General features: G+C 54.1%; 18 protein-coding genes. 12 read left to right on the forward strand and 6 right to left on the reverse strand.

The annotated features are described in order from the left end of the window. Positions 1-36: 36 nt before the first annotated feature. The gene (locus ACQG2G_RS11210) at positions 37-930 is read right to left on the reverse strand and encodes a LysR family transcriptional regulator (RefSeq protein ID WP_205732683.1); all 894 of its coding nucleotides are present in this window, start codon (positions 928-930) and stop codon (positions 37-39) included. 111 nt (positions 931-1,041) lie between these two features. Here ACQG2G_RS11210 and ACQG2G_RS11215 point away from each other — a divergent pair, with 111 nt between their 5' ends. The 6 genes from ACQG2G_RS11215 to adhP all read left to right on the forward strand — a co-directional run bounded on the left by ACQG2G_RS11215 (position 1,042) and on the right by adhP (position 7,693). Next, complete coding sequence (locus ACQG2G_RS11215) at positions 1,042-1,893, forward strand: Vmh family MBL fold metallo-hydrolase (protein WP_061771995.1); 852 nt, start codon at positions 1,042-1,044, stop codon at positions 1,891-1,893. 233 nt (positions 1,894-2,126) lie between these two features. After that, entirely contained in the window at positions 2,127-2,342 is a 216-nt protein-coding gene (gene bdm / locus ACQG2G_RS11220) for a biofilm-dependent modulation protein (RefSeq protein WP_013096534.1), read from the forward strand. 95 nt (positions 2,343-2,437) lie between these two features. Further along, positions 2,438-2,575 (forward strand): stationary-phase-induced ribosome-associated protein, encoded by a 138-nt coding sequence (gene sra / locus ACQG2G_RS11225; RefSeq protein WP_013096533.1) that lies wholly within the window; start codon positions 2,438-2,440, stop codon positions 2,573-2,575. A 176-nt stretch (positions 2,576-2,751) separates the two neighbouring features. Next, positions 2,752-4,449: an NAD-dependent malic enzyme gene (locus ACQG2G_RS11230; RefSeq protein ID WP_013096532.1), complete on the forward strand. Its 1,698-nt coding sequence runs from the start codon at positions 2,752-2,754 to the stop codon at positions 4,447-4,449. A 327-nt stretch (positions 4,450-4,776) separates the two neighbouring features. Beyond that, positions 4,777-6,486 carry an ABC-F family ATP-binding cassette domain-containing protein gene (locus tag ACQG2G_RS11235; RefSeq protein WP_248766903.1) on the forward strand — a complete coding sequence of 570 codons (1,710 nt, stop codon included), beginning with the start codon at positions 4,777-4,779 and terminating at the stop codon, positions 6,484-6,486. Positions 6,487-6,682: 196 nt separating this feature from the next. Continuing rightward, entirely contained in the window at positions 6,683-7,693 is a 1,011-nt protein-coding gene (adhP, locus tag ACQG2G_RS11240; RefSeq protein ID WP_013096530.1) for an alcohol dehydrogenase AdhP, read from the forward strand. Positions 7,694-7,754: 61 nt separating this feature from the next. On the opposite strand, the gene araJ is transcribed toward adhP, so the two are convergent. After that, the gene (gene araJ, locus ACQG2G_RS11245; RefSeq protein WP_248078552.1) at positions 7,755-8,930 is read right to left on the reverse strand and encodes an MFS transporter AraJ; all 1,176 of its coding nucleotides are present in this window, start codon (positions 8,928-8,930) and stop codon (positions 7,755-7,757) included. Between the two features lie 167 nt (positions 8,931-9,097). Here araJ and ppk2 point away from each other — a divergent pair, with 167 nt between their 5' ends. From ppk2 to ACQG2G_RS11260, 3 genes are all read left to right on the forward strand, one after another. Next, the gene (gene ppk2, locus ACQG2G_RS11250; RefSeq protein WP_013096528.1) at positions 9,098-9,916 is read left to right on the forward strand and encodes a polyphosphate kinase 2; all 819 of its coding nucleotides are present in this window, start codon (positions 9,098-9,100) and stop codon (positions 9,914-9,916) included. Between the two features lie 103 nt (positions 9,917-10,019). Next, positions 10,020-10,208 carry a type II toxin-antitoxin system CcdA family antitoxin gene (locus ACQG2G_RS11255; RefSeq protein ID WP_248078555.1) on the forward strand — a complete coding sequence of 63 codons (189 nt, stop codon included), beginning with the start codon at positions 10,020-10,022 and terminating at the stop codon, positions 10,206-10,208. After that, entirely contained in the window at positions 10,208-10,531 is a 324-nt protein-coding gene (locus ACQG2G_RS11260; RefSeq protein ID WP_071830020.1) for a CcdB family protein, read from the forward strand. Before ACQG2G_RS11255 ends, ACQG2G_RS11260 begins: the two co-directional genes overlap by 1 nt. Before the next feature lie 54 nt (positions 10,532-10,585). Here ACQG2G_RS11260 and fdnI read toward each other — a convergent pair whose 3' ends face one another. From fdnI to fdnG, 3 genes are read right to left on the reverse strand one after another with little or no spacing between them, the layout of a single operon-like run. Further along, entirely contained in the window at positions 10,586-11,242 is a 657-nt protein-coding gene (fdnI, locus tag ACQG2G_RS11265; RefSeq protein ID WP_013096526.1) for a formate dehydrogenase-N subunit gamma, read from the reverse strand. Further along, entirely contained in the window at positions 11,235-12,119 is an 885-nt protein-coding gene (gene fdxH / locus ACQG2G_RS11270; protein WP_045294169.1) for a formate dehydrogenase subunit beta, read from the reverse strand. The genes fdnI and fdxH overlap by 8 nt, the downstream gene beginning before the upstream one ends. A gap of 11 nt (positions 12,120-12,130) precedes the next feature. Then, positions 12,131-15,178 carry a formate dehydrogenase-N subunit alpha gene (fdnG, locus tag ACQG2G_RS11275; protein ID WP_248066487.1) on the reverse strand — a complete coding sequence of 1,016 codons (3,048 nt, stop codon included), beginning with the start codon at positions 15,176-15,178 and terminating at the stop codon, positions 12,131-12,133. A 368-nt stretch (positions 15,179-15,546) separates the two neighbouring features. On the opposite strand from fdnG, the gene yddG reads away from it, so the two are divergent. The 3 genes from yddG to ACQG2G_RS11290 all read left to right on the forward strand — a co-directional run bounded on the left by yddG (position 15,547) and on the right by ACQG2G_RS11290 (position 18,797). Next, positions 15,547-16,425, forward strand: coding sequence for an aromatic amino acid DMT transporter YddG (yddG, locus tag ACQG2G_RS11280; RefSeq protein WP_061771839.1), 879 nt, complete (start codon positions 15,547-15,549; stop codon positions 16,423-16,425). 620 nt (positions 16,426-17,045) lie between these two features. Further along, the gene (gene ompC, locus ACQG2G_RS11285; RefSeq protein ID WP_061771838.1) at positions 17,046-18,119 is read left to right on the forward strand and encodes a porin OmpC; all 1,074 of its coding nucleotides are present in this window, start codon (positions 17,046-17,048) and stop codon (positions 18,117-18,119) included. Between the two features lie 141 nt (positions 18,120-18,260). Beyond that, positions 18,261-18,797, forward strand: a complete 537-nt coding sequence (locus tag ACQG2G_RS11290) for a dihydrofolate reductase family protein (protein ID WP_061771837.1) — start codon at positions 18,261-18,263, stop codon at positions 18,795-18,797. 62 nt (positions 18,798-18,859) lie between these two features. On the opposite strand, the gene ACQG2G_RS11295 is transcribed toward ACQG2G_RS11290, so the two are convergent. Further along, on the reverse strand, positions 18,860-20,347 hold the full coding sequence (locus tag ACQG2G_RS11295; protein WP_047024879.1) for an MFS transporter: 1,488 nt from the start codon (positions 20,345-20,347) through the stop codon (positions 18,860-18,862). Positions 20,348-20,379 lie beyond the last annotated feature (32 nt).

Genomic DNA, 20,379 nt, shown 5'->3' on the forward strand with positions numbered 1-20,379 from the left:
TTCCGGCACACCCTGGAACACAGACAATTCTGTAACCTATTCCCGCTGCACGTCGCCTGACAGATGGTGCGCTATCTCATCAAGAAACACGCGCAACGCTGCGGGCTGATACTCCCGGGACTGATAAATACCGTGAATGGCTAACGCTTTGGGCGTCAGGCTGCTCAGCACCGGGACCAGCATGCCCTGTTCAATCGCGGCATGTGCTTCCTGCTCCGGCAACATGGCAATGCCGCAATGCTTCACCGCCGCCTCCATCAACAATGACGAGATGCTGGCGCTGAGGTTGCCGCTCACGGCGACGCTGACGTTTTCCCCTTCCGGCGTCAGGAAGTGCCACGCCTGACCGGCGAAAAAGCTGTAGTGCAGACAGTTGTGCTGCGCTAACTCCTCCACCTGCTCTGGCGTGCCGTGGGTTGCAAGATACTGCGGCGACGCGCACAGCACGGAGCGACACTCCCCGAGCCTGCGGGCGATCATCCCCGGCTCTGGGTTATCCGTAATGCGGATCGCCACATCAATGCGTTCCCCTACCAGACTCACCGGGTGGTTGTTCACGTCCAGCTCAATGCGCAGCTGCGGGTAGCGCGAAAGCAAGCCGGGCAGCACCGGGGCAATCAGATGCATGGCGGTAAAATGGGCGCAGGCCACCCGTAGCGTGCCTGAAGGGAGATCTTTCTCCGACTGGCCCTCAATTTCCTGCGACAGCTGGGACAGCGTTCGCGTTTTTAGCAGCACCTTCTCTCCGGCCGCCGTCAGCGTCAGCTTGCGCGTCGAGCGGTTTACCAGCCGCGTACCGGCCCACTTCTCCATTTGCTCAAGATAGCGGCTCACCATCGGACGGGAGATCCCCAACGCCCGGGCTGCTGCACTCAGGCTTCCCAGCTCGCATATCCGGTTATAGACCTGAGCGGCAATAACGCGATCCATATCACACCCCATTTGCTCGATTTATGAAACAAAGCATGTCTTGTTTCAGGAATTCTGGCAAATGCGAATATCCGTACAATAAAGACTTTCCTGAACAACAGAGACATCAGAATGAAATTCACTCACCTTGCACTGCTTTCCACGCTTATCACGCCCGCGGTGTTTGCTGCGCCATTAACCATTGATACCTATAACCCGCAGGACAAAGGGATGTTTGCGGTCTCCTCCACGCTGGTCTCTGGTCCAAAAGAGGCCGTGCTGTTTGACGCCCAGTTCAGCGTCAAAGATGGCGAAGCGCTGGTCGACAAAATTCGCAAAAGCGGGAAAACCCTGAACAAAATCGTCATTACCTCTGGCGATCCGGATTTCTATTTTGGACTGCAACCGCTGGTGAAAGCCTTCCCGAATGCCAAAGTGGTGGCCACACAGCAGGTGGTTGACCATATCAAGGCCACCAAAGACGCCAAGCTTGCCTTCTGGGGACCGCAGATGAAAGACGGTGCACCAACCGAACTTATCGTTCCGCAGGTGCTGGCATCCACTACCTTCATGGTGGACGGCGAGAAGATTGATATCGAGCAGCCAGAAAGCTACGCCGCCTATGTCTGGATCCCTTCGGCTAAAACTATCCTCGGTGGTACCGGTGTCGCCTGGGGTATCCACGTCTGGACGGCAGACACCCAGACGCCAGCCAGCCGCAAGCAGTGGCAACAGACGCTGGAAAGCATGGCGGCACATAAGCCTGAACGCGTGATCCCAGGTCACTATCTGGGAACACCACCGGCAGGTAGCGGTGCTCTCGACTTTACCCGTGATTATCTCCAGCGCTTCGAACAGGCGTTGTCAGAACATAAAACATCGACAGGCGTGATCAACGCCATGAAAAAACAGTATCCGGGTCTGGCTGAAGAGAGCTCACTGGAATTAAGCGCCAAAGTGAATACTGGCGAAATGAAGTGGTAATGTAAAATCTGCTCCTGCTATATTTCAGTTATAGCAGGAGCACCTGCAAAATATCCTCGCGACAACCCCTCAATATATCCCCCCCATTCTAAAAGCGCATAAAAGCATGCACTTATGTCATTTTTATTTCTAAGATGAATCTTAGACACAGCGGCCAAAATATTTGCCATTCTGTTTGTGAATTAAATTTTTTGCGAGCCGTACCATTAAACAGACAACGACACGGAGGCAGCATGTTTACTTATTACCCGGCCAATACTGCAGCAGCACAACCTGAACTCGTTAACGCGATTGCACAGGGTCTTCACGCCGAGCATGGTGCTGTGACTGAAGATGACATTTTGATGGAACTGACCAAGTGGGTGGAATCCACAGACAATGACATCCTCAGTGACATCTACCAGCAGACCATTAACTACGTCGTCAGCGGGCAAAACGCACCTTTGTAAAAACCTGCTAAGCTGGATCTGCAACCTAAGGGGTTACATTTCGTTTGCGTAAGCGAACTGGTCCTTAAAACTATCAACAGGATTGAGGAGTTAACATGAAATCGAACCGTCAGGCACGCCATATACTGGGACTGAACTACAAGCTTTCTAACCAACGTAAAGTGGTGATTGAAGGCGACAGTGAAACACAGGTCACTCACGCCACCGGCAGAAAACGCCACGCGGGCAAGTAAGTTCCCAGGAGAGATCCTCAACACCATCGGCAAAACCGATGGTGTTTTTGTTTATGTGTTGCGGTAATTAATATTTAGCTCCTTTATAATACCGCCTGACCGCACCCCATCGCACAGGCCAGAAAGATGACAAACAGCAGTGTCAGGGACGGATCTTCAAAAAAAGAGTGAGTGACATGGACAACAAACTGAAAAAACATCGTTCCCTATATATCCCTTATGCCGGCCCGGTATTACTCGAATTCCCCCTGCTCAACAAAGGTAGCGCCTTCAGCATGGAAGAGCGCAGCAGCTTCAACCTGCTCGGTTTGCTGCCAGAAGTGGTGGAAACCATTGAAGAACAGGCAGAGCGCGCGTGGATCCAGTATCAGGGTTTCAAAACCGAAATCGACAAACATATTTACCTGCGTAACATTCAGGACACCAACGAAACCCTCTTCTATCGTCTGGTACAAAATCATCTCGAAGAGATGATGCCGGTGATCTACACCCCAACGGTGGGTGCCGCCTGTGAACGCTTCTCAGAGATCTACCGTCGCTCCCGTGGCGTCTTTATCTCTTATCAGAACCGCCACAACATGGACGATATTCTGCAGAACGTGCCGAACCACAATATCAAAGTGATCGTGGTGACCGATGGCGAACGTATTCTGGGTCTCGGTGACCAGGGTATTGGCGGCATGGGGATCCCAATCGGTAAGCTTTCTCTGTATACCGCCTGCGGCGGCATCAGCCCGGCGTATACCCTGCCGGTGGTGCTGGATGTGGGCACCAACAACCAGCAGTTGCTTAACGACCCGCTGTATATGGGCTGGCGTCATCCGCGTATTACCGACGACGAGTATTATCAGTTTGTTGATGATTTCATCCAGGCAGTCAAGCACCGCTGGCCGGACGTGCTGCTGCAGTTTGAAGACTTCGCGCAGAAAAACGCGATGCCGTTGCTGAACCGCTATCGCGATGAGATCTGCTCTTTTAACGATGATATTCAGGGCACCGCCGCGGTCACCGTCGGCACGCTGATTGCCGCCAGTCGCGCGGCAGGCAGCCAACTGAGCTATCAGAAAATTGTCTTCCTGGGCGCAGGCTCTGCGGGTTGTGGTATCGCCGAGCAGATTATCGCCCAGACGCAGCGTGAAGGGCTAAGCGAAGAGCTGGCGCGCTCCCGCGTGTTCATGGTCGACCGTTTCGGCCTGCTGACCGACGGCATGCCAAACCTGCTGCCGTTCCAGACCAAGCTGGTGCAGAAACGTGAGAACCTGAAGAACTGGGACACCGACAACGAAGTGCTCTCTCTGCTGGACGTAGTGCGCAACGTGAAGCCGGATATCCTGATTGGCGTCTCCGGTCAGACGGGGCTGTTCACGGAAGAGATCATTCGTGAGATGCACAAGCACTGCGAACGCCCTATCGTGATGCCGCTCTCCAACCCGACCTCGCGCGTGGAAGCAACGCCGCAGGACATCATTGCCTGGACCGAAGGGAACGCGCTGGTCGCAACCGGCAGCCCGTTCGATCCGGTGGTGTGGAAGGACAAAACCTATCCTATTGCCCAGTGCAACAACTCCTATATTTTCCCGGGCATTGGTCTGGGTGTGATCGCCTCCGGCGCGTCGCGCATTACCGATGAGATGCTGATGTCGGCAAGCGAAACCCTGGCGGGCCACTCGCCGCTGGTGAACGATGGCGAAGGACTGGTGCTGCCAGAGCTGAAAGACATTCACAAGGTGTCGCGTGCTATCGCGTTCGCGGTCGGGAAAATGGCCCAGCAGCAGGGTGTGGCAGTGAAAACCTCTGCCGACGCGCTGCAGCAGGCCATCGACGACAACTTCTGGATGCCGGAATACCGTAGCTACCGTCGTACTTCGATCTAACACTGTGTTCCGACCGTTCCCTCTCCCACCGGGAGAGGGAATTACATTCGCCCCCCCTAGCCAAACCGACTTTCCCCCGCTACACTCCTTTCATCCATTAACCCACTGAATATATAAGGAGGCCAATTATGCTGTACTGTGAAATTTTCAATGTTTCACATGCATTTGGTGATCGCACCAGCTCAAGCGTTATCGGTATCGTGCTGCGATAACTTCTGCTTGAGCGAAGACACCACCCCCTGAAATCCCTTCTCTCGGGCTTACTGAGTTATCGTCAGCGATGTTTGACGAGGCATAAACATGCCTGTAACTCTTGGGTAAGCAACAATGAGCACTTTACTCACTGCACAATCTTTACGTGTTGATACGGCGTTTGGCACGCTCTTCGACTCCCTCTCCTTTACGCTGAAAAAAGGCGACCGCATTGGCCTGCTGGGCGACAACGGCTGCGGCAAAAGTACGCTGCTGAAGGTGCTGGACGGCACAGATTCTCCCGCTGCCGGAAGCGTCGCGCTGGCCGGGCACTGTCTGATGGCGCGCGTTGAGCAACATCTGCCAGAAGCCATTTATCCCCTGACCATGCTGGATGCCGTGCTGGCGCAACTGCCCACGACTGAGCGCGAGAGCCTGCGCTGGAAAGCAGAAACGCTGCTGGCGGGTATGGGCTTTACGCCGCAGGACATGGCCTTAACGTCGGCGACGCTGAGCGTTGGGCAACACACGCGTCTCCTGCTCGCGCGGGCGTTGATCGGCGATCCGGATCTGTTACTACTGGACGAGCCGAGCAACCATCTCGATTTGCCTACCATGTTCTGGCTGGAGCAGTTTTTACAAAACTGGTCCGGCAGCTTTGTACTGGTCTCGCACGACAGGCAGTTGCTGGATGCCGTCACCAACGGTAGCTGGATCCTGCGCGATAAAATGTTGCACTACTTCGCCCTTCCCTGCACCGCCGCACGTGAGGCGCTGAGAGCGAAAGACGAAAGCGATACGCTGCGACATAAAGCGGAGCAAAAGGAGATCGACCGCGTAACTGCCAGCGCCAGACGGCTGGCCACCTGGGGCAAGGTCTACGATAACGAAGATCTGTCGCGCAAAGCCAAACAGATGGAAAAACAGGTCGAGCGGCTAAAGGAGAGCCAGACAGAGCTCACGGCAGGCAGTCCGTGGACGTTAACCCTGCGCGGTGATGCCCTGCGGGCTGACCGACTGCTGGAGATGGAAAACCTCGGCGTACCGCCTGCACCTGGGTTGCCAGACCTGTTTCACGTCGACATTGCGCGGCTTAAAAGCGGCGATCGCGTGGCTATCGTCGGGCGTAACGGCTGCGGCAAATCATCGCTGATGAAGCTTATCTGGCGTCATTATGCGTATGAGCAGGCAAACGCGGGCCTGAAACTTCATCCCCGCGTGTCGCCAGGCTATTACGACCAGACGCTGAATCAGCTTCCGGACGAGGCAACGATCTTCGACGCGCTGGAGCCTTTTGCGCCAGCGCCACAGGATCGCAAGATGGCGCTTATCAGCGCCGGGTTCCCGTGGGCGCGTCACGGTCAACAGGTCAGCACCCTCAGCGGCGGAGAGCGTTCGCGCCTGCTGTTTATCGGCCTGACGCTTGCCCGTTATAGCCTGCTGATGCTGGATGAGCCTACCAACCATCTGGACATGGAAGGTAAAGAGGCGCTGGCCGCTACCCTGCAACAGTTTGAAGGCGGCGTGCTGCTGGTAAGTCATGACCGACAGCTGATTGCCCAAAGCTGTAACCGCTTCTGGCTGATTGAGGACAGTACGCTGAGCGAATGGCATGACGCCGAAGCGGTATTCGAGCGGTTGCGTGAAAGCGCAGGCCTGGCGACCCCGTCGGCTCCGCCAGCGGTTGCGGACGTTAAGGCGTCCGCCTCAGACGATCTGCTTGAAAGACTGATCGCGCTGGAAACGCTGCTGGCGGAAGACCTGGCGCGTAAGCCAAAACATCAGAAACCGCAGCTGCAGGCGCAATGGCGTAAAGAGATTGAGGTGATAGAAGCAAAACTGTAAGTCTGTGCCCGGCGAAGACCTCGCCGGGCCAGTCAATTCCCCCCCTAATTATTAGAGGATCGCTGTATTCTTAATCTGAAATCGCATCAATTGGTGACATTATGTTGCCGCCGCCTTGCATAACTCCTCTAAACTATTAATCCTTAAGTAGTATTCCCCTGCGATACACATACCCATCAAAAACAAGGAGAAACCTATGAAGGCTGCTGTTGTTACACAGGATCATCAGGTCAATGTTACCGAAAAAACCTTACGCCCACTGAAGCACGGCGAAGCCCTGCTCAAAATGGAGTGCTGTGGCGTTTGCCATACTGACCTCCACGTCAAAAATGGCGATTTCGGTGATAAAACCGGTGTGATCCTGGGCCACGAAGGGATTGGGATCGTGAAAGAAGTTGGGCCTGGCGTGACGTCACTGAAAGTCGGCGACCGTGCAAGCGTCGCGTGGTTCTTTGAGGGCTGCGGCCACTGTGAATACTGTAATACCGGCAACGAAACCCTGTGCCGCGATGTGAAAAACGCCGGTTATTCCGTTGATGGCGGCATGGCTGAAGAGTGCATTGTCACCGCGGATTACGCGGTAAAAGTGCCTGACGGGCTGGATTCCGCTGCGGCCAGCAGCATAACCTGTGCCGGCGTCACCACTTACAAAGCGGTGAAAGTCTCCCATATCAAGCCGGGCCAGTGGATTGCGATTTACGGTCTGGGCGGGCTGGGCAACCTCGCGCTGCAGTACGCCAAAAACGTCTTTAACGCCAAAGTCATCGCCCTTGACGTTAACGACGAACAGCTGAAGCTGGCCGCAAGCATGGGGGCAGATTTGACCATCAACTCCCGCAGCGAAGATGCCGCGAAAATCGTGCAGGAAAAAACCGGCGGTGCGCACGCGGCTGTGGTAACGGCGGTCGCGAAAGCAGCATTTAACTCGGCGGTGGACGCGGTGCGTGCCGGTGGTCGCGTGGTGGCCGTTGGCCTGCCGCCGGAAGCCATGAGCCTTGATATCCCCCGTCTGGTGCTGGACGGCATTCAGGTGGTCGGTTCGCTTGTCGGCACCCGTCAGGATCTGCAGGAAGCGTTCCAGTTTGCTGCCGAAGGCAAAGTGGTGCCAAAAGTAACAATGCGCCCGCTGGAAGATATCAATGCCATCTTCAAAGAGATGGAACAGGGCCAGATCCGCGGCCGTATGGTGATTGATTTACGCTCGTAACGGTCCGTACCCGCTAACCGCTCCGTCTGTGGAGCGGTTTTTTATGACCACATTCCGGCACTCAGGCCAGCGCACGAGTATCAGACTGAGCCCGCCGGGCGCGCAGATAGCCATACACCAGCAGCGCGCTCATCGCCAGGAAGGATAATATCGCCGCCGGTAGCGTGACATAGCTCCAGCTAAAACCGAGCGTAATCATCATTCCGCCAAAATAAGCACCAATCGCACTGCCCAGGTTAAACGCCATCTGTCCGCCTGCGGCACCAAGCATTTCCCCTCCTTTCGCATTTTGCAGCAGCAGAATTTGCAGTGGTGCTGAAAGTGCGAACAGCCCGGCACAGCAGATGAACCCCATCACCAGCGACGCGGTTTTCTGTTCGCCAAAGGCGAAAAGCAATAACAGTGAGGCGACAATCACCATATCGGTGGTGGCAGCAATACGCAGCGGGCTGAAACGACCCGATAGTTTCCCGCTCAGCAGGTTACCCAGCACCATGCCGAGGCCCATCAACATCATGATGATCGTCATCAGCCCCTCGGAGAAGCCAGAGACATTGACCATAAACGGCTTCACAAAACTGAACCACGCAAAAACGCCAGCGTTGCCAAACATGGTGGCGGAGAAGATCAGCCACGGTTCCGGTTTTTTCAGGAAGTGAAACTGCTCGGTGAGTTTTATTTCTGATGCGTCATGAAGGTTTGGTACCCACACCAGCACCGAGAGGATCACCAGCGCGTCAAACAGGGCTATCAGGAAAAAGGTATAACGCCAGTTGAATGTATGCCCCAGCCAGGTTCCAAACGGAACCCCCACCAGATTCGCCACGGTCATCCCGGCGATCATCCCCGCCACGGCCACCGTCACCTTACCCGGTGGCGCTATTTTCGAGAGGATAATCGCCCCCACACCGAAAATTGCGCCGTGCGGGAACCCCGAGATTAAGCGCCCTGCAGCCAGCCAAAAATAGGATGTGGAAAAGGTAAACATCGCGTTGCCCACCGCACACAGGGCAACCAGAAACAGCAGCGTGGTTTTTAACGAGAACTTACTGGAAAACAGCGCCACAATCGGCGCGCCAATCACCACGCCAAAGGCGTAAAACGAAATCATATTTCCGGCGGAGGGAATGGAAATGCCGGTATCATGCGCCAGTTCCGTCAGGACACCCATAATGCCAAATTCAGCCATACCCAGGCCAAACGTGCTAAGGGCTAACGAGAAAATTGTCTTTTTCATACCACAACCACGAGTGAAAATTCGCAGCGGGCATTATTGAATAATCTTGTATGGTGAGCCAGTTCAAATCGGCAGGCTGACACGTTAATCCATTAATTCAGGTGGATTACACTTCTTAATGCGGCCTCGCTTCTTCCCCGCGACCGGACAACCTGAGGATGACAATCATGGCAAGTAATAAGAAAACCAGCGTCGCTGTTGATGTCGTTAAAAATGCCCCTCTGAAAACAAAAGAGTATGAAAAAGAGCTTCGTCGCCTTCACGTTGAACTGGTCAAACTCCAGCAATGGGTTGTCGCCAAAGGATTGAAAGTCTGCATCGTGTTTGAGGGACGCGACGGGGCCGGTAAAGGCGGGACCATAAAAGCGATAACCGAACGCGTCAGCCCGCGCGTATTCCGGGTTGTCGCGCTGCCTGCGCCTACAGAGAAAGAGAAAACGCAGCTCTATTTCCAGCGTTATGTTCCGCACCTGCCCGCTGCCGGTGAAATCGTTATTTTTGACCGCAGCTGGTACAACCGCGCAGGCGTTGAACGGGTGATGGGGTTCTGCACGCCGGAACAGGTTGAAAAGTTTCTTGATGGCGCACCGGTGATGGAAAAAGCGATGGTCGATGCCGGGATCATTTTGCTGAAATACTGGCTTGAAGTGACGCCGAAAGAGCAGGAACGCAGGCTACGCGATCGCATCAACGATGGCCGCAAGATCTGGAAATTATCGCCTATGGATATTAAATCGTTCAATTTATGGGATGAATACACCGTAGCGCGGGATGCCATGTTTGCCTCCACGGACACCGCCTGGGCACCGTGGTTTGTGGCGCGCTCGGAAGATAAAAAACGCGTGCGGTTGAATATTATCTCCCATCTGCTTTCGCAGATCCCGTATAAAGAACTTCACGTTGAAAAAGTGGATTTACCGAAGCGAAAAATTGGCAAAGTCAAACCGACAAAATATCCTTTCCGATATATTGCGGAGAAATTCTGATAAGCTGGAAGACGGCTCGCATAATGAAGATCACCAGGGGAAACGGTATTGTTTTTTGTTGGCTGCGGTTGATAATGGCCGCACCAACAAAGGAGGCTAAAAAATGAAACCAAACCGAACAGAAAACGGTAGTGGCAGACCACCCCGGACAGAGAGAATACCGCGCCAGACCTTGACTCCAGAGGAACGCAAACGCCAGCACCATCAGGATCAGGAATTCATAAAAGCCATGAATGAATTTACTGCTAAAGCGGGATTATTATCAGATGACCCTTATTTTGGAGGGCTTTAATGTGCTTTCAGTTCGATGTTTATCGTAACCCCTCAGACAAAACGCGCGAATATCAGCCTTATTTTATGATAATACAACATGACTATTATGATGATTTATCAACAAGACTGATTGTTCCTTTAAGCTATCATAATAACTTACATGGGCATTACAACGCCGCCACACCATTAATAAACATTGAATTTGAGAGATATTTTCTCAACACCGCTGGTATAACACACGTGGAGAAAAAGAAATTAAATAATAAAAATTTTGTATGTAATCTTCGCAGCGCAAGAAGTACCGTCATTGCGGCGATAGATGCGTTAGTGACGAACACATAACGTAGGCCCACGCAAGCGAAGCGCCGCCGGGCAAAGCCGACGGCGCAGGACGTTTTACTTCATCCCTTCCGTACTCTCCTGTTTCGCTTCCTGTCGCTCCACTTCCCGGTACCAGCGTGGGTGGTGTTTCTGCGCCCAGCGGCGGCTCACCTTCCCTTCAATCATGCCTTTAATCGACCCTTTAACCCAGAACGCCATATACATATGGATCAAAATGGCATGGATCAGAATGATGGCTGAGGTTGCGTGGATCAGCAGCGCGTAGCGGATGACCTGCATCGGGAAGTACTGCGCAAAATAAGGACGCCAGATGATCACACCGGTCACCAGCAGGACGAAAATCATGCTCATGATGCTCCAGAACATCATCTTCTGTCCGGCATTGTATTTACCGACCTTCGCGACTTTATGTTCGTTCCCCTTCAGGACCTCAATAATGCCCTTCAGCCAGGGAATATCCTGCTTGTCCGGGATATTGTGGTGGACGAAACGCACAAACATAAACATCAGCACCACAAAAATCAGTACGCCAAAAAACGGGTGCAGAATACGCCCCATCTGCGGCGTACCGAACGTTTCCGTCAGCCATTGCAGCGTCGGGAAGAAGAACGAAATTCCGGATACGGCCACCAGGAAGAAGCAGATCACCACCGTCCAGTGACAGGCGCGATCGACAAACTTTGTGCGCACTATCATTTTCGACTTACTCATGATGTTCCTCCTCGTCGTCATCCACCTCTTTATTCGGCCCGATACCGATGTAGTGATAAATCAGCCCGGCAAAGGTGGCGATAAAGCCCGCCGCCGAGAGCGGTTTTAGCGCCCCTTTCCACAGGTTGATGGAGGTATCGATCGCCGGATCTTTCGGCAGATTGTGGTACAGCTCCGGCTGGTCATTGTGATGCAGAACGTACATCACGTGCGTACCGCCCACCCCCTGCGGGTTGTAGATGCCCGCCTTGTCGTAGCCGCGCGCTTTTAGTTTGTCCACGCGCTGCTGCGCCACCTCCAGCATCTCTTTCCTGGTGCCGAAGTGAATGGCCCCGGTTGGACAGGTCTTGACGCAGGCAGGCTCCTGCCCGACGCTGACGCGGTCTACGCACAGGGTGCATTTGTATACCCGGTTATCCTCTTTATTGAGGCGCGGGATGTTAAACGGACACCCCGCAATGCAGTACCCGCAGCCGATACAGTTATCCTGCTGGAAGTCGACGATCCCGTTCGCATACTGGATGATGGCGCCTGCAGACGGGCAGGCCTTGAGGCAGCCCGGATCTTCACAGTGCATACAGCCGTCTTTTCGAATCAGCCACTCCAGCTTGCCGTTCTGGTCAGTTTCGCTAAAACGCATCACCGTCCAGGATTTGGCACTCAGATCGGCCGGGTTGTCGTAAACGCCAACGCAGTGCCCTACCTCATCGCGGATATCATTCCACTCTGAACAAGCCACCTGGCAGGCTTTGCAGCCCACGCAGGAAGAGACATCGATAAGCTTGGCGACTTCGGCCTTATAATCCCGCGCGCGCGGCGCGGGCGTTATCGGGTTGGTCGCGGAGCGTTTAATAATGTCTTGTGTTTCCATCGCCATTTACTCGCTCCTTACGCTTTCTCGATGTTGACCAGAAACGCCTTGTACTCCGGCGTTTGCGAGTTGGAATCACCGACGTTAGGCGTCAGGGTGTTGGCGAGATAGCCTTTCTGCGCCACACCTTCAAAGCCCCAGTGCAGCGGGATACCCACAGTTTCTACCTGCTGACCATTCACGTTCAACGTCTGCAGACGACGAGTGACCACTGCAACCGCACGGATAAAGCCACGTTTGCTGCTCACCGTCACGCGATCGCCATTGGCAATCCCTTTCGCTTTCGCCAGCGTTTCGCTTATCTCCACAAACTGTTCCGGCTGCGCGATGGCGTTAAGCCGCGCATGCTTGGTCCAGGTGTGGAAATGCTCCGTCAGGCGATAGGTGGTTCCCACATACGGGAATTTGTCCTTTTTGCCTAAACGCAACACGTCGTCAGCGTAGATACGCACGACCGGACTGGAGATAACATTTGGGTGTAGCGGGTTCGTGCCGAGCGGCGTTTCCATTGGCTCGTAGTGTTCCGGGAAAGGCCCCTCTGCCAGCTTGTCGAGGGCAAACAGGCGTCCCAGCCCCTCCGGCTGCATAATAAACGGCCCGGTCTCACTGCCCGGTGGCGCGGTGTTGAAGTCAGGAATATCATTCCCCGCCCATTTCGCGCCGTTCCACGCGATCAGCATCCGTTTCGGATCCCACGGTTTACCGTTGATATCCGCCGACGCGCGGTTGTACAGCACCCGACGGTTTAGCGGCCATGCCCAGGCCCAGCCAAGCGTATTGCCCAACCCGGACGGGTCTGCGTTATCGCGATTGGCCATCTGGTTGCCCTGCTCGGTCCAGCTGCCGGTGTAGATCCAGCAAGACGACGCGGTGGAACCATCATCGCGCAGGAGCGCAAAGCTGTTCAGCAGCTGGCCTTTCTTCGCCACCAGATTGCCGTTGGCGTCATAGAGATCGGCCAGCGCCACGCCGTTGTTCTCTTTGGCCACCTCTTCGGATTCAGGATGATCCGGTTGCTTATAGTTCCAGCTCATCTTCAGCAACGGTTCAGCGCCTTTGCCACCTTCGGTGCGGTACATCTCACGCAGGCGATGGTAAATCCCGGCCAGAATTTCACCGTCATTACGCGCTTCACCCGGCGCATCCTGCCCCTTCCAGTGCCACTGTAACCAGCGACCGGAGTTGGCGATCGACCCGTCTTCCTCGGCAAAACAGGTAGACGGCAAGCGGAAGACCTCGGTCTGAATTGATGCGGGATCCACATCGTTCATCTCGCCGTGGTTCTGCCAGAAGTTAGACGTTTCCGTCACCAGCGGATCGATAACGACCATGTACTTCAGCTTGCTCAGGCTGCGAACCACTTTGTTTTTGTCCGGGAAGGACGCTACCGGGTTAAAGCCCTGGCAGATATAGCCCGTGACGTTGCCCTTATCCATCATGTTGAAATACTTGATGACGTCGTAGGCCTGGTCCCATTTCGGCAGCCACTCAAAGCCCCAGTCGTTCTCTTTCTGCGCCGCATCGCCATAAAACGATTTCATCAGGCTGACGTAGAACTTCGGATAGTTGCTCCAGTAGTTAACTTGCTCCGCACGCGTCGCTTTTGGCGTATTGGCCGTGAGATAGGTTTGCAGATCGGCCTGTTTTTCCGACGGCAGCGTCAGGTAACCCGGCAGGCTGGTCGAGAGTAAACCCAGATCGGTTAAGCCCTGGATGTTGGAGTGACCGCGCAAGGCATTTACCCCGCCTCCCGCCATCCCCATATTGCCGAGCAGCAGCTGAATCATCGCCATGGTACGGATGTTCTGCGCACCAACGGTGTGCTGCGTCCAGCCCAGCGCGTACAGGAACGTGGTGGTTCTGTCGGCGGCACTGGTAGAGGCCAGCACCTCACACACTTTCAGGAAGTCGGCTTTTGGCGTACCGCAGATGTTTTCTACTACGTCCGGCGTATAGCGGGAAACGTGCTGTTTCAGCAAGTTCCACACGCAGCGTGGATGACTCAGGGTTTCATCGCGTCTGGCATAGCCGTTTTCATCGAACTGGTAGTTCCAGGACGATTTATCGTACTGACGTTTGTCCGCGTCATAGCCGCTGAACAGCCCCTCATCGAAGGCAAAATCATCCCGCACCAGCAGGCTGGCGTTGGTGTAGTGTTTTACGTACTCCGCGTTGATTTTATTGTTTTCAATCAGATAGAGCAGCACGCCCGACAGGAACGTAATGTCCGTACCGGAGCGGATCGGTGCATAAATATCGGCCACCGATGCCGTACGCGTAAAGCGCGGATCGACGACGATAAGCGTCGCATCGTTATTGTTTTTCGCTTCCATCGCCCAGCGGAACCCCACCGGATGGGCCTCAGCGGCGTTGCCACCCATCACCATCACGACGTTGGCGTTTTTGATATCAACCCAGTGGTTGGTCATCGCACCGCGACCAAATGTTGGAGCAAGACTTGCTACCGTTGGTCCGTGTCAGACGCGCGCCTGGTTATCAACCGCCAGCATCCCGAGGGAGCGAACAAATTTTTGCGTTAGCATGCCGGTTTCATTGCTGGCCGCCGAGGCGCACAGCATGCCGGTAGAGAGCCAACGGTTCACCGTCACGCCCTGCGCGTTCTTCTCAATGAAGTTGGCGTCGCGGTCAGCTTTCATCAGTCTGGCAATCCGGGAGAAGGCTTCATCCCAGGAAATACGCTGCCATTTGTCGGAACCCGGCGCGCGGTATTCCGGGTAGCGCAGACGGCTATCGCTGTGAACGTAGTCCAGCAGTCCCGCCCCTTTCGGGCAGAGTGCCCCACGGCTCACCGGATGGTCCGGATCCCCTTCAATATGATAAATGGCCTCTCTGGCGTTCTTCGCGCCATCGCCCAGGCTATACATTAAAAGCCCACAACCCACGGAGCAGTATGTGCAGGTGTTACGGATCTCTTTGGCACGCAGCAGTTTATAGTTGCGCGCCTGAGCCAGCGCCATTTTGGGAGCGAATCCCAGCATCGCGGCTGTTGTGCCGGCCATACCGCCCGCGCAGATTTTAAAAAATTGTCTGCGGCTGACGTCCATTGTTGTCCTCATTTACGGATAAGAGCCTATCCCAGTAGGCGTAATTGTTGAAGCCAGTTTGGTGTCGGACAGCGCGCAGAAACCGGAGCGTACACGTAGTACGTGAGGATTTCGAGCACTGCCCGGCACCAAAATGGCGAATAAAATAGCCTAATGGGATAGGCGCTAAGACTTCGCGCCGCAAACTAACATTAAAGCCCCTGTTTTTTTTGCGTCAAATCAAGGTCGCCGGTGTTCGCCCCCTTAATAGTCAGCCATCTCGCATTTAAATACCTCTTTTTGATTAACGGCTTAAGAGAATAATTCGCGACCGGGGCGCGATCGGTGCTATAAGTTTTGCCTTTGGTTTTGAGAGTAATGGCAAGGGTATGGACAGAAAAAGAGCAACGCTGACTGGGCTGGCAGCAATCTTGTTATGGAGCACCATGGTGGGGCTCATTCGCAGCGTGAGTGAAGGGCTTGGGCCTGTGGGGGGCGCCGCCATGATCTATACCGTCAGCGGCTTACTCTGTCTGGTGACGGTAGGATTTCCTCAAATCCGGCGCTTCACTCCCGGCTATTTTATTGCCGGCAGCCTCCTGTTTGTGAGCTACGAAATTTGTCTGGCGCTGTCGTTAGGGTATGCGGCTACGCGTTCACAGGCGATTGAAGTCGGCATGGTGAATTATCTCTGGCCAAGTCTGACCATTGTGTTTGCCATTTTGTTTAACGGACAGAAATCGTCCCTGTGGGTGATCCCCGGATTAGCCCTCTCTTTACTCGGTGTGTGCTGGGTATTGGGCGGCGAACAAGGGTTGCAGGTGAATGAGATTATCCGCAATGTTGTCTCCAGCCCCCTCAGCTATGCCCTTGCATTTGCCGGCGCGTTTATCTGGGCGGCGTACTGCACGGTAACCAGCAAATATGCCAAAGGACAAAACGGGATCACGCTCTTTGTGTTGCTTACCGCGCTGAGTTTGTGGGTGAAATATGCCCTAAGCGATCAACCGGAAATGGTGTTCAGCGTTCCGGTGGTGGTGAAATTACTCATGTGCGGCGTCGCACTGGGGCTGGGCTATGCGTCGTGGAATATTGGGATCCTTCACGGTAACGTCACGGTGCTGGCAGCCGTGTCCTATTTTACCCCGGTCTTATCCGCTGCGCTGGCGGCGCTGTTGTTGAGCGCCCCACTGTCCTTCTCATTCTGGCAAGGCGCCATCATGGTCTGTATGGGCTCTCTGCTGTGCTGGTACGCCACACGAAAATAATCTTTTCCTGATGCCGGGTTAATTACAACCCGGCCACATAATTAACATAAATTTAAAATGTGATCGCCCATTCACTCTTTAGCAAAATAATAGAAAGCGGTTTAGTTTCTGTTTATATTAACTCTCGTTCGTAAAGATATGGCGCGCAAATTGACATAAACTGACACCGGAACGTAATAACTGCATAGCAAACAGTCACGTCAGAAAAAGCATAAAATAATTCGCTGCAAAACATTCACTTCACACATCGAAATCAACGTGCGATTAATCTTATAAGCCACTGATTTTAATGCATATCAACTTCATCAACGATTGCAAAAGCACGGAAAAGACGATAATTAACACCATGAAATAAAAATGGTAATAATTATATTCCCCGCAACGAAAATGGCGGTAAAACGCGCACAAAATGCATAATTTTCAGGCAATTTATTCGTTAAAGCTGAAATTTACCCGATCACGATCACACTAATTGAAATTATCTTTAATATTTTGAAACTTATTATTGAAAGCAGGCTACAAGATTTTTAAAAATAGCTTGCCATTGACGAACAGCCTCGTTTGGAAATCGTTCGAAGTGGTTCAGGAAATACCCAAGAAAATTATAAGGAATATTTAAGATGAAACTTAAATTAGTTGCAGTGGCGGTCACTTCCATGTTGGCAGCAGGCGTTGTAAACGCGGCTGAAGTTTTTAACAAAGACGGTAACAAGCTGGATCTGTACGGTAAAGTCACAGGTCTGCACTATTTTTCTGATGATACTGACAACGACGGCGACAAAACCTACGTTCGTCTGGGCTTCAAAGGCGAAACTCAGATCAATGACCAGATGACCGGTTATGGCCAGTGGGAATATGAGTTCAAGGGCAACCGCTCTGAATCTCAGGGTGCTGACGGTAACAAAACGCGTCTGGCGTTCGCAGGTCTGAAATTCAACGAATTCGGTTCCTTCGACTACGGCCGTAACTACGGCGTGGCGTACGACATCGGCGCATGGACTGACGTTCTGCCAGAATTCGGTGGCGATACCTGGACCCAGACTGATGGCTTTATGACTGGCCGTACAACTGGCGTAGCGACTTACCGTAACACCGACTTCTTCGGTCTGGTTGACGGTCTGAACGTTGCCGCTCAGTACCAGGGTAAAAACGACCGTAACGACATCACCGAATCTAACGGTGACGGCTGGGGTCTCTCTTCTACCTATGAATTCGACGGCTTCGCAGCGGGTGCAACCTACGCGAAATCTGACCGTACTGACCGTCAGGTTCGTGCAGCAAGCGACCTGAACGCAGGTGGCGAGAACGCAGAAGTGTGGGCAGCCGGTCTGAAGTACGATGCGAACAACACCTACCTGGCAACCACCTACTCTGAAACCCGTAACATGACAGCTTTCGGTGACGGTCACGTTGCAAACAAAGCACAGAACTTCGAAGTTGTGGCTCAGTACCAGTTCGACTTCGGTCTGCGTCCGTCCATCGCTTACCTGAAATCCAAAGGTAAAGACATCGGTTCTTACGGCGACCAGGATCTGGTGGAATACGTTGATGTTGGCGCGAGCTACTACTTCAACAAAAACATGTCCACCTATGTTGATTACAAAATCAACCTGCTGGACGACAATGCGTTCACCAAAGACGCTAAAATCGCTACCGACAATATCGTTGCTGTAGGTCTGACCTACCAGTTCTAAGATTTGTCACACCAGAAAGCCAGCCCCTGCGGCTGGCTTTTTTTTGCCCCTCTGCCCGCTCCCCTAATCGTCATCCCCTGGTTCCGGTATACTGCTCTGTCGTCACTGTCCTAACGTCACAGCCTGAACAGGGAGCCTTCGATGATTACCACCCACGTTTTTATCGCCGTCAGTCTTGATGGCTACATTGCCCGCCAGGATGGCGATATCGGCTGGCTACTCCAGCGCGATGATCCAACGGAAGATCATGGTTATGATGCGTTCATTGCCGACAAAGACTGGATTGTGATGGGCCGGGGAAGCTATGAGAAAGTGCTGACCCTTGACCAATGGCACTATAACCGACCCGTGCTGGTGCTCTCCAGTCAGCTGGCTGACACCGAGGTGCCCGAGCCGCTGAAAGGTAAAGTGCAGTTCTCCCGCTGTACCCCAAAAGAAGCGCTTGCTGAGCTGGCAGCGCAGAACGCACACCGCGTCTATATTGATGGCGGACAGGTGATCCAGTCGTTTCTGCGCGAAGGACTGGTGGCCGATATGGTTATCACCACCGTTCCTGTCCTGATCGGCTCAGGCAAGCCGCTGTTCGGCTCGCTGCCCCGGGATATCGATTTAATGCTTTTATCCACCCGCAGCTTCCCGTCGGGTCTGGTGCAATCGCACTATCGGCTGACGCGATAACGACACCGCGCCGCTGAAGAAGAAGTGAAAAGCCCGAAGGTGCAGCGCCCTCGGGCTTGCATTTACTGTTGCGGCGCGTTCGCCAGGCTAAACCAAATCCCAATCGCCAGCAGCAATAACATCCCACCGGCGCTGCCTAACGCCACGCTGTGCGACGTGATAAACGCCGTTTTTGCCGCCTCAATGACGGTTTCACCGAGCGCCGGACTGAGATCCTGCGCGACCTTCATCGCTTCGCCAATGGATGACGAGGCTTTATCAGCCAGCGTTGAAGGTAAGCCCTGCGGTAGTTCAATCGACGCCGAGAAGCTGCGGGTCAGCAACAGACCAAATATCGCGATCCCCAGCCCTGCGCCCAGTTCGTAGGACATGGTTTCAATCGCCCCGGCAGCGGCGGCTTTCTCTTTCGGCGCCGCCGCCATGATTGCCGAGGTGGAGGCCAGCAGCGCACTCGCCGCACTGAAGCCAAGCAGCACCATCAGGCACCACGCCTGCCACTGCTGCGTGCTGAAGTCGAGCATCGACAGGCCAATAAAGCTGACGGCGCTCAGCCCCATTCCGCCTGCCGCTACCATGCGCAGCCCCAGACGACCAACCAGTATCCCGGCAATCGGGCCGCTGAACCCGCTGGCGACCATGAGCGGCAGCATGAACATGCCCGCTTCAAACGGGGTAAAGCCATGCACAAACTGCAGCTCCTGAGCCATCAGTAATTCATACCCCACCAGGGCGATCATGGCGGTCATCGCCATCACCACCCCGCTTAAAATGATGCGATGGCAAAACAGGCGCATGTCGATCATCGGCACGCGGGCGCGAAGCTGAATACGCACGAAGATAAACAGCAATACCGCGCCGGTGAGCAGTGTACAGGCCACCAGCCATGGAGAAAGCCCGCCTTTCAGCGCGGTTTTGGCGCTATAGACCAGCAGCAAAATTGCCACAATCAGCATGACGGCATGGCTAATATTCAGCGGCTGCTCTGGGCGCCCTTGCTGACGCGGAACATAGACCGCGGCCAGCGACACCACCACCAGCACAATCGGCACGTTGATCAAAAAGACCGATCCCCAGTAAAAATGCTCCAGCAGCATACCGCCAATCAGCGGACCAAACGCCGCCCCGCCGGACCCGACCGCGGCCCAGACGCCAAGCGCGATGTTGCGATCTCGCGCGTTAATAAACAAGGTGCGTATACCCGCAAGGGTTGCCGGTATGATCATTGCCGCGCCAATTGCCAGCGAGGCGCGCGCGGCAATCAGCCAGCCCGCAGAGGGGGCAAAGGCCGCCGCCAGCGATGACAGGCCAAACAGCGTGCTGCCAAGCATCAGCAGCCGTTTAAAACCGATGCGGTCGCCGAGCGCGCCCATTGGCAACACCATACCCGCCATCACCAGCGAGTAGATATCGATGATCCACAATAATTCGTTACCGCTGGCGCCCAGAGTCATGCTCAATGTCGGCGCCGCCACGTGCAGCACCGTCGCGTCAATCGCCACCGGGATATACACCAGCACGATAATCACTAACGCTAACCACTGACGAAACATAAATTTCCTTTTATATAAAAATGGACACATGT

This window comes from Enterobacter cloacae complex sp. 382A5 (assembly GCF_050031095.1).
Classification (GTDB): Bacteria; Pseudomonadota; Gammaproteobacteria; order Enterobacterales; family Enterobacteriaceae; genus Enterobacter; species Enterobacter cloacae.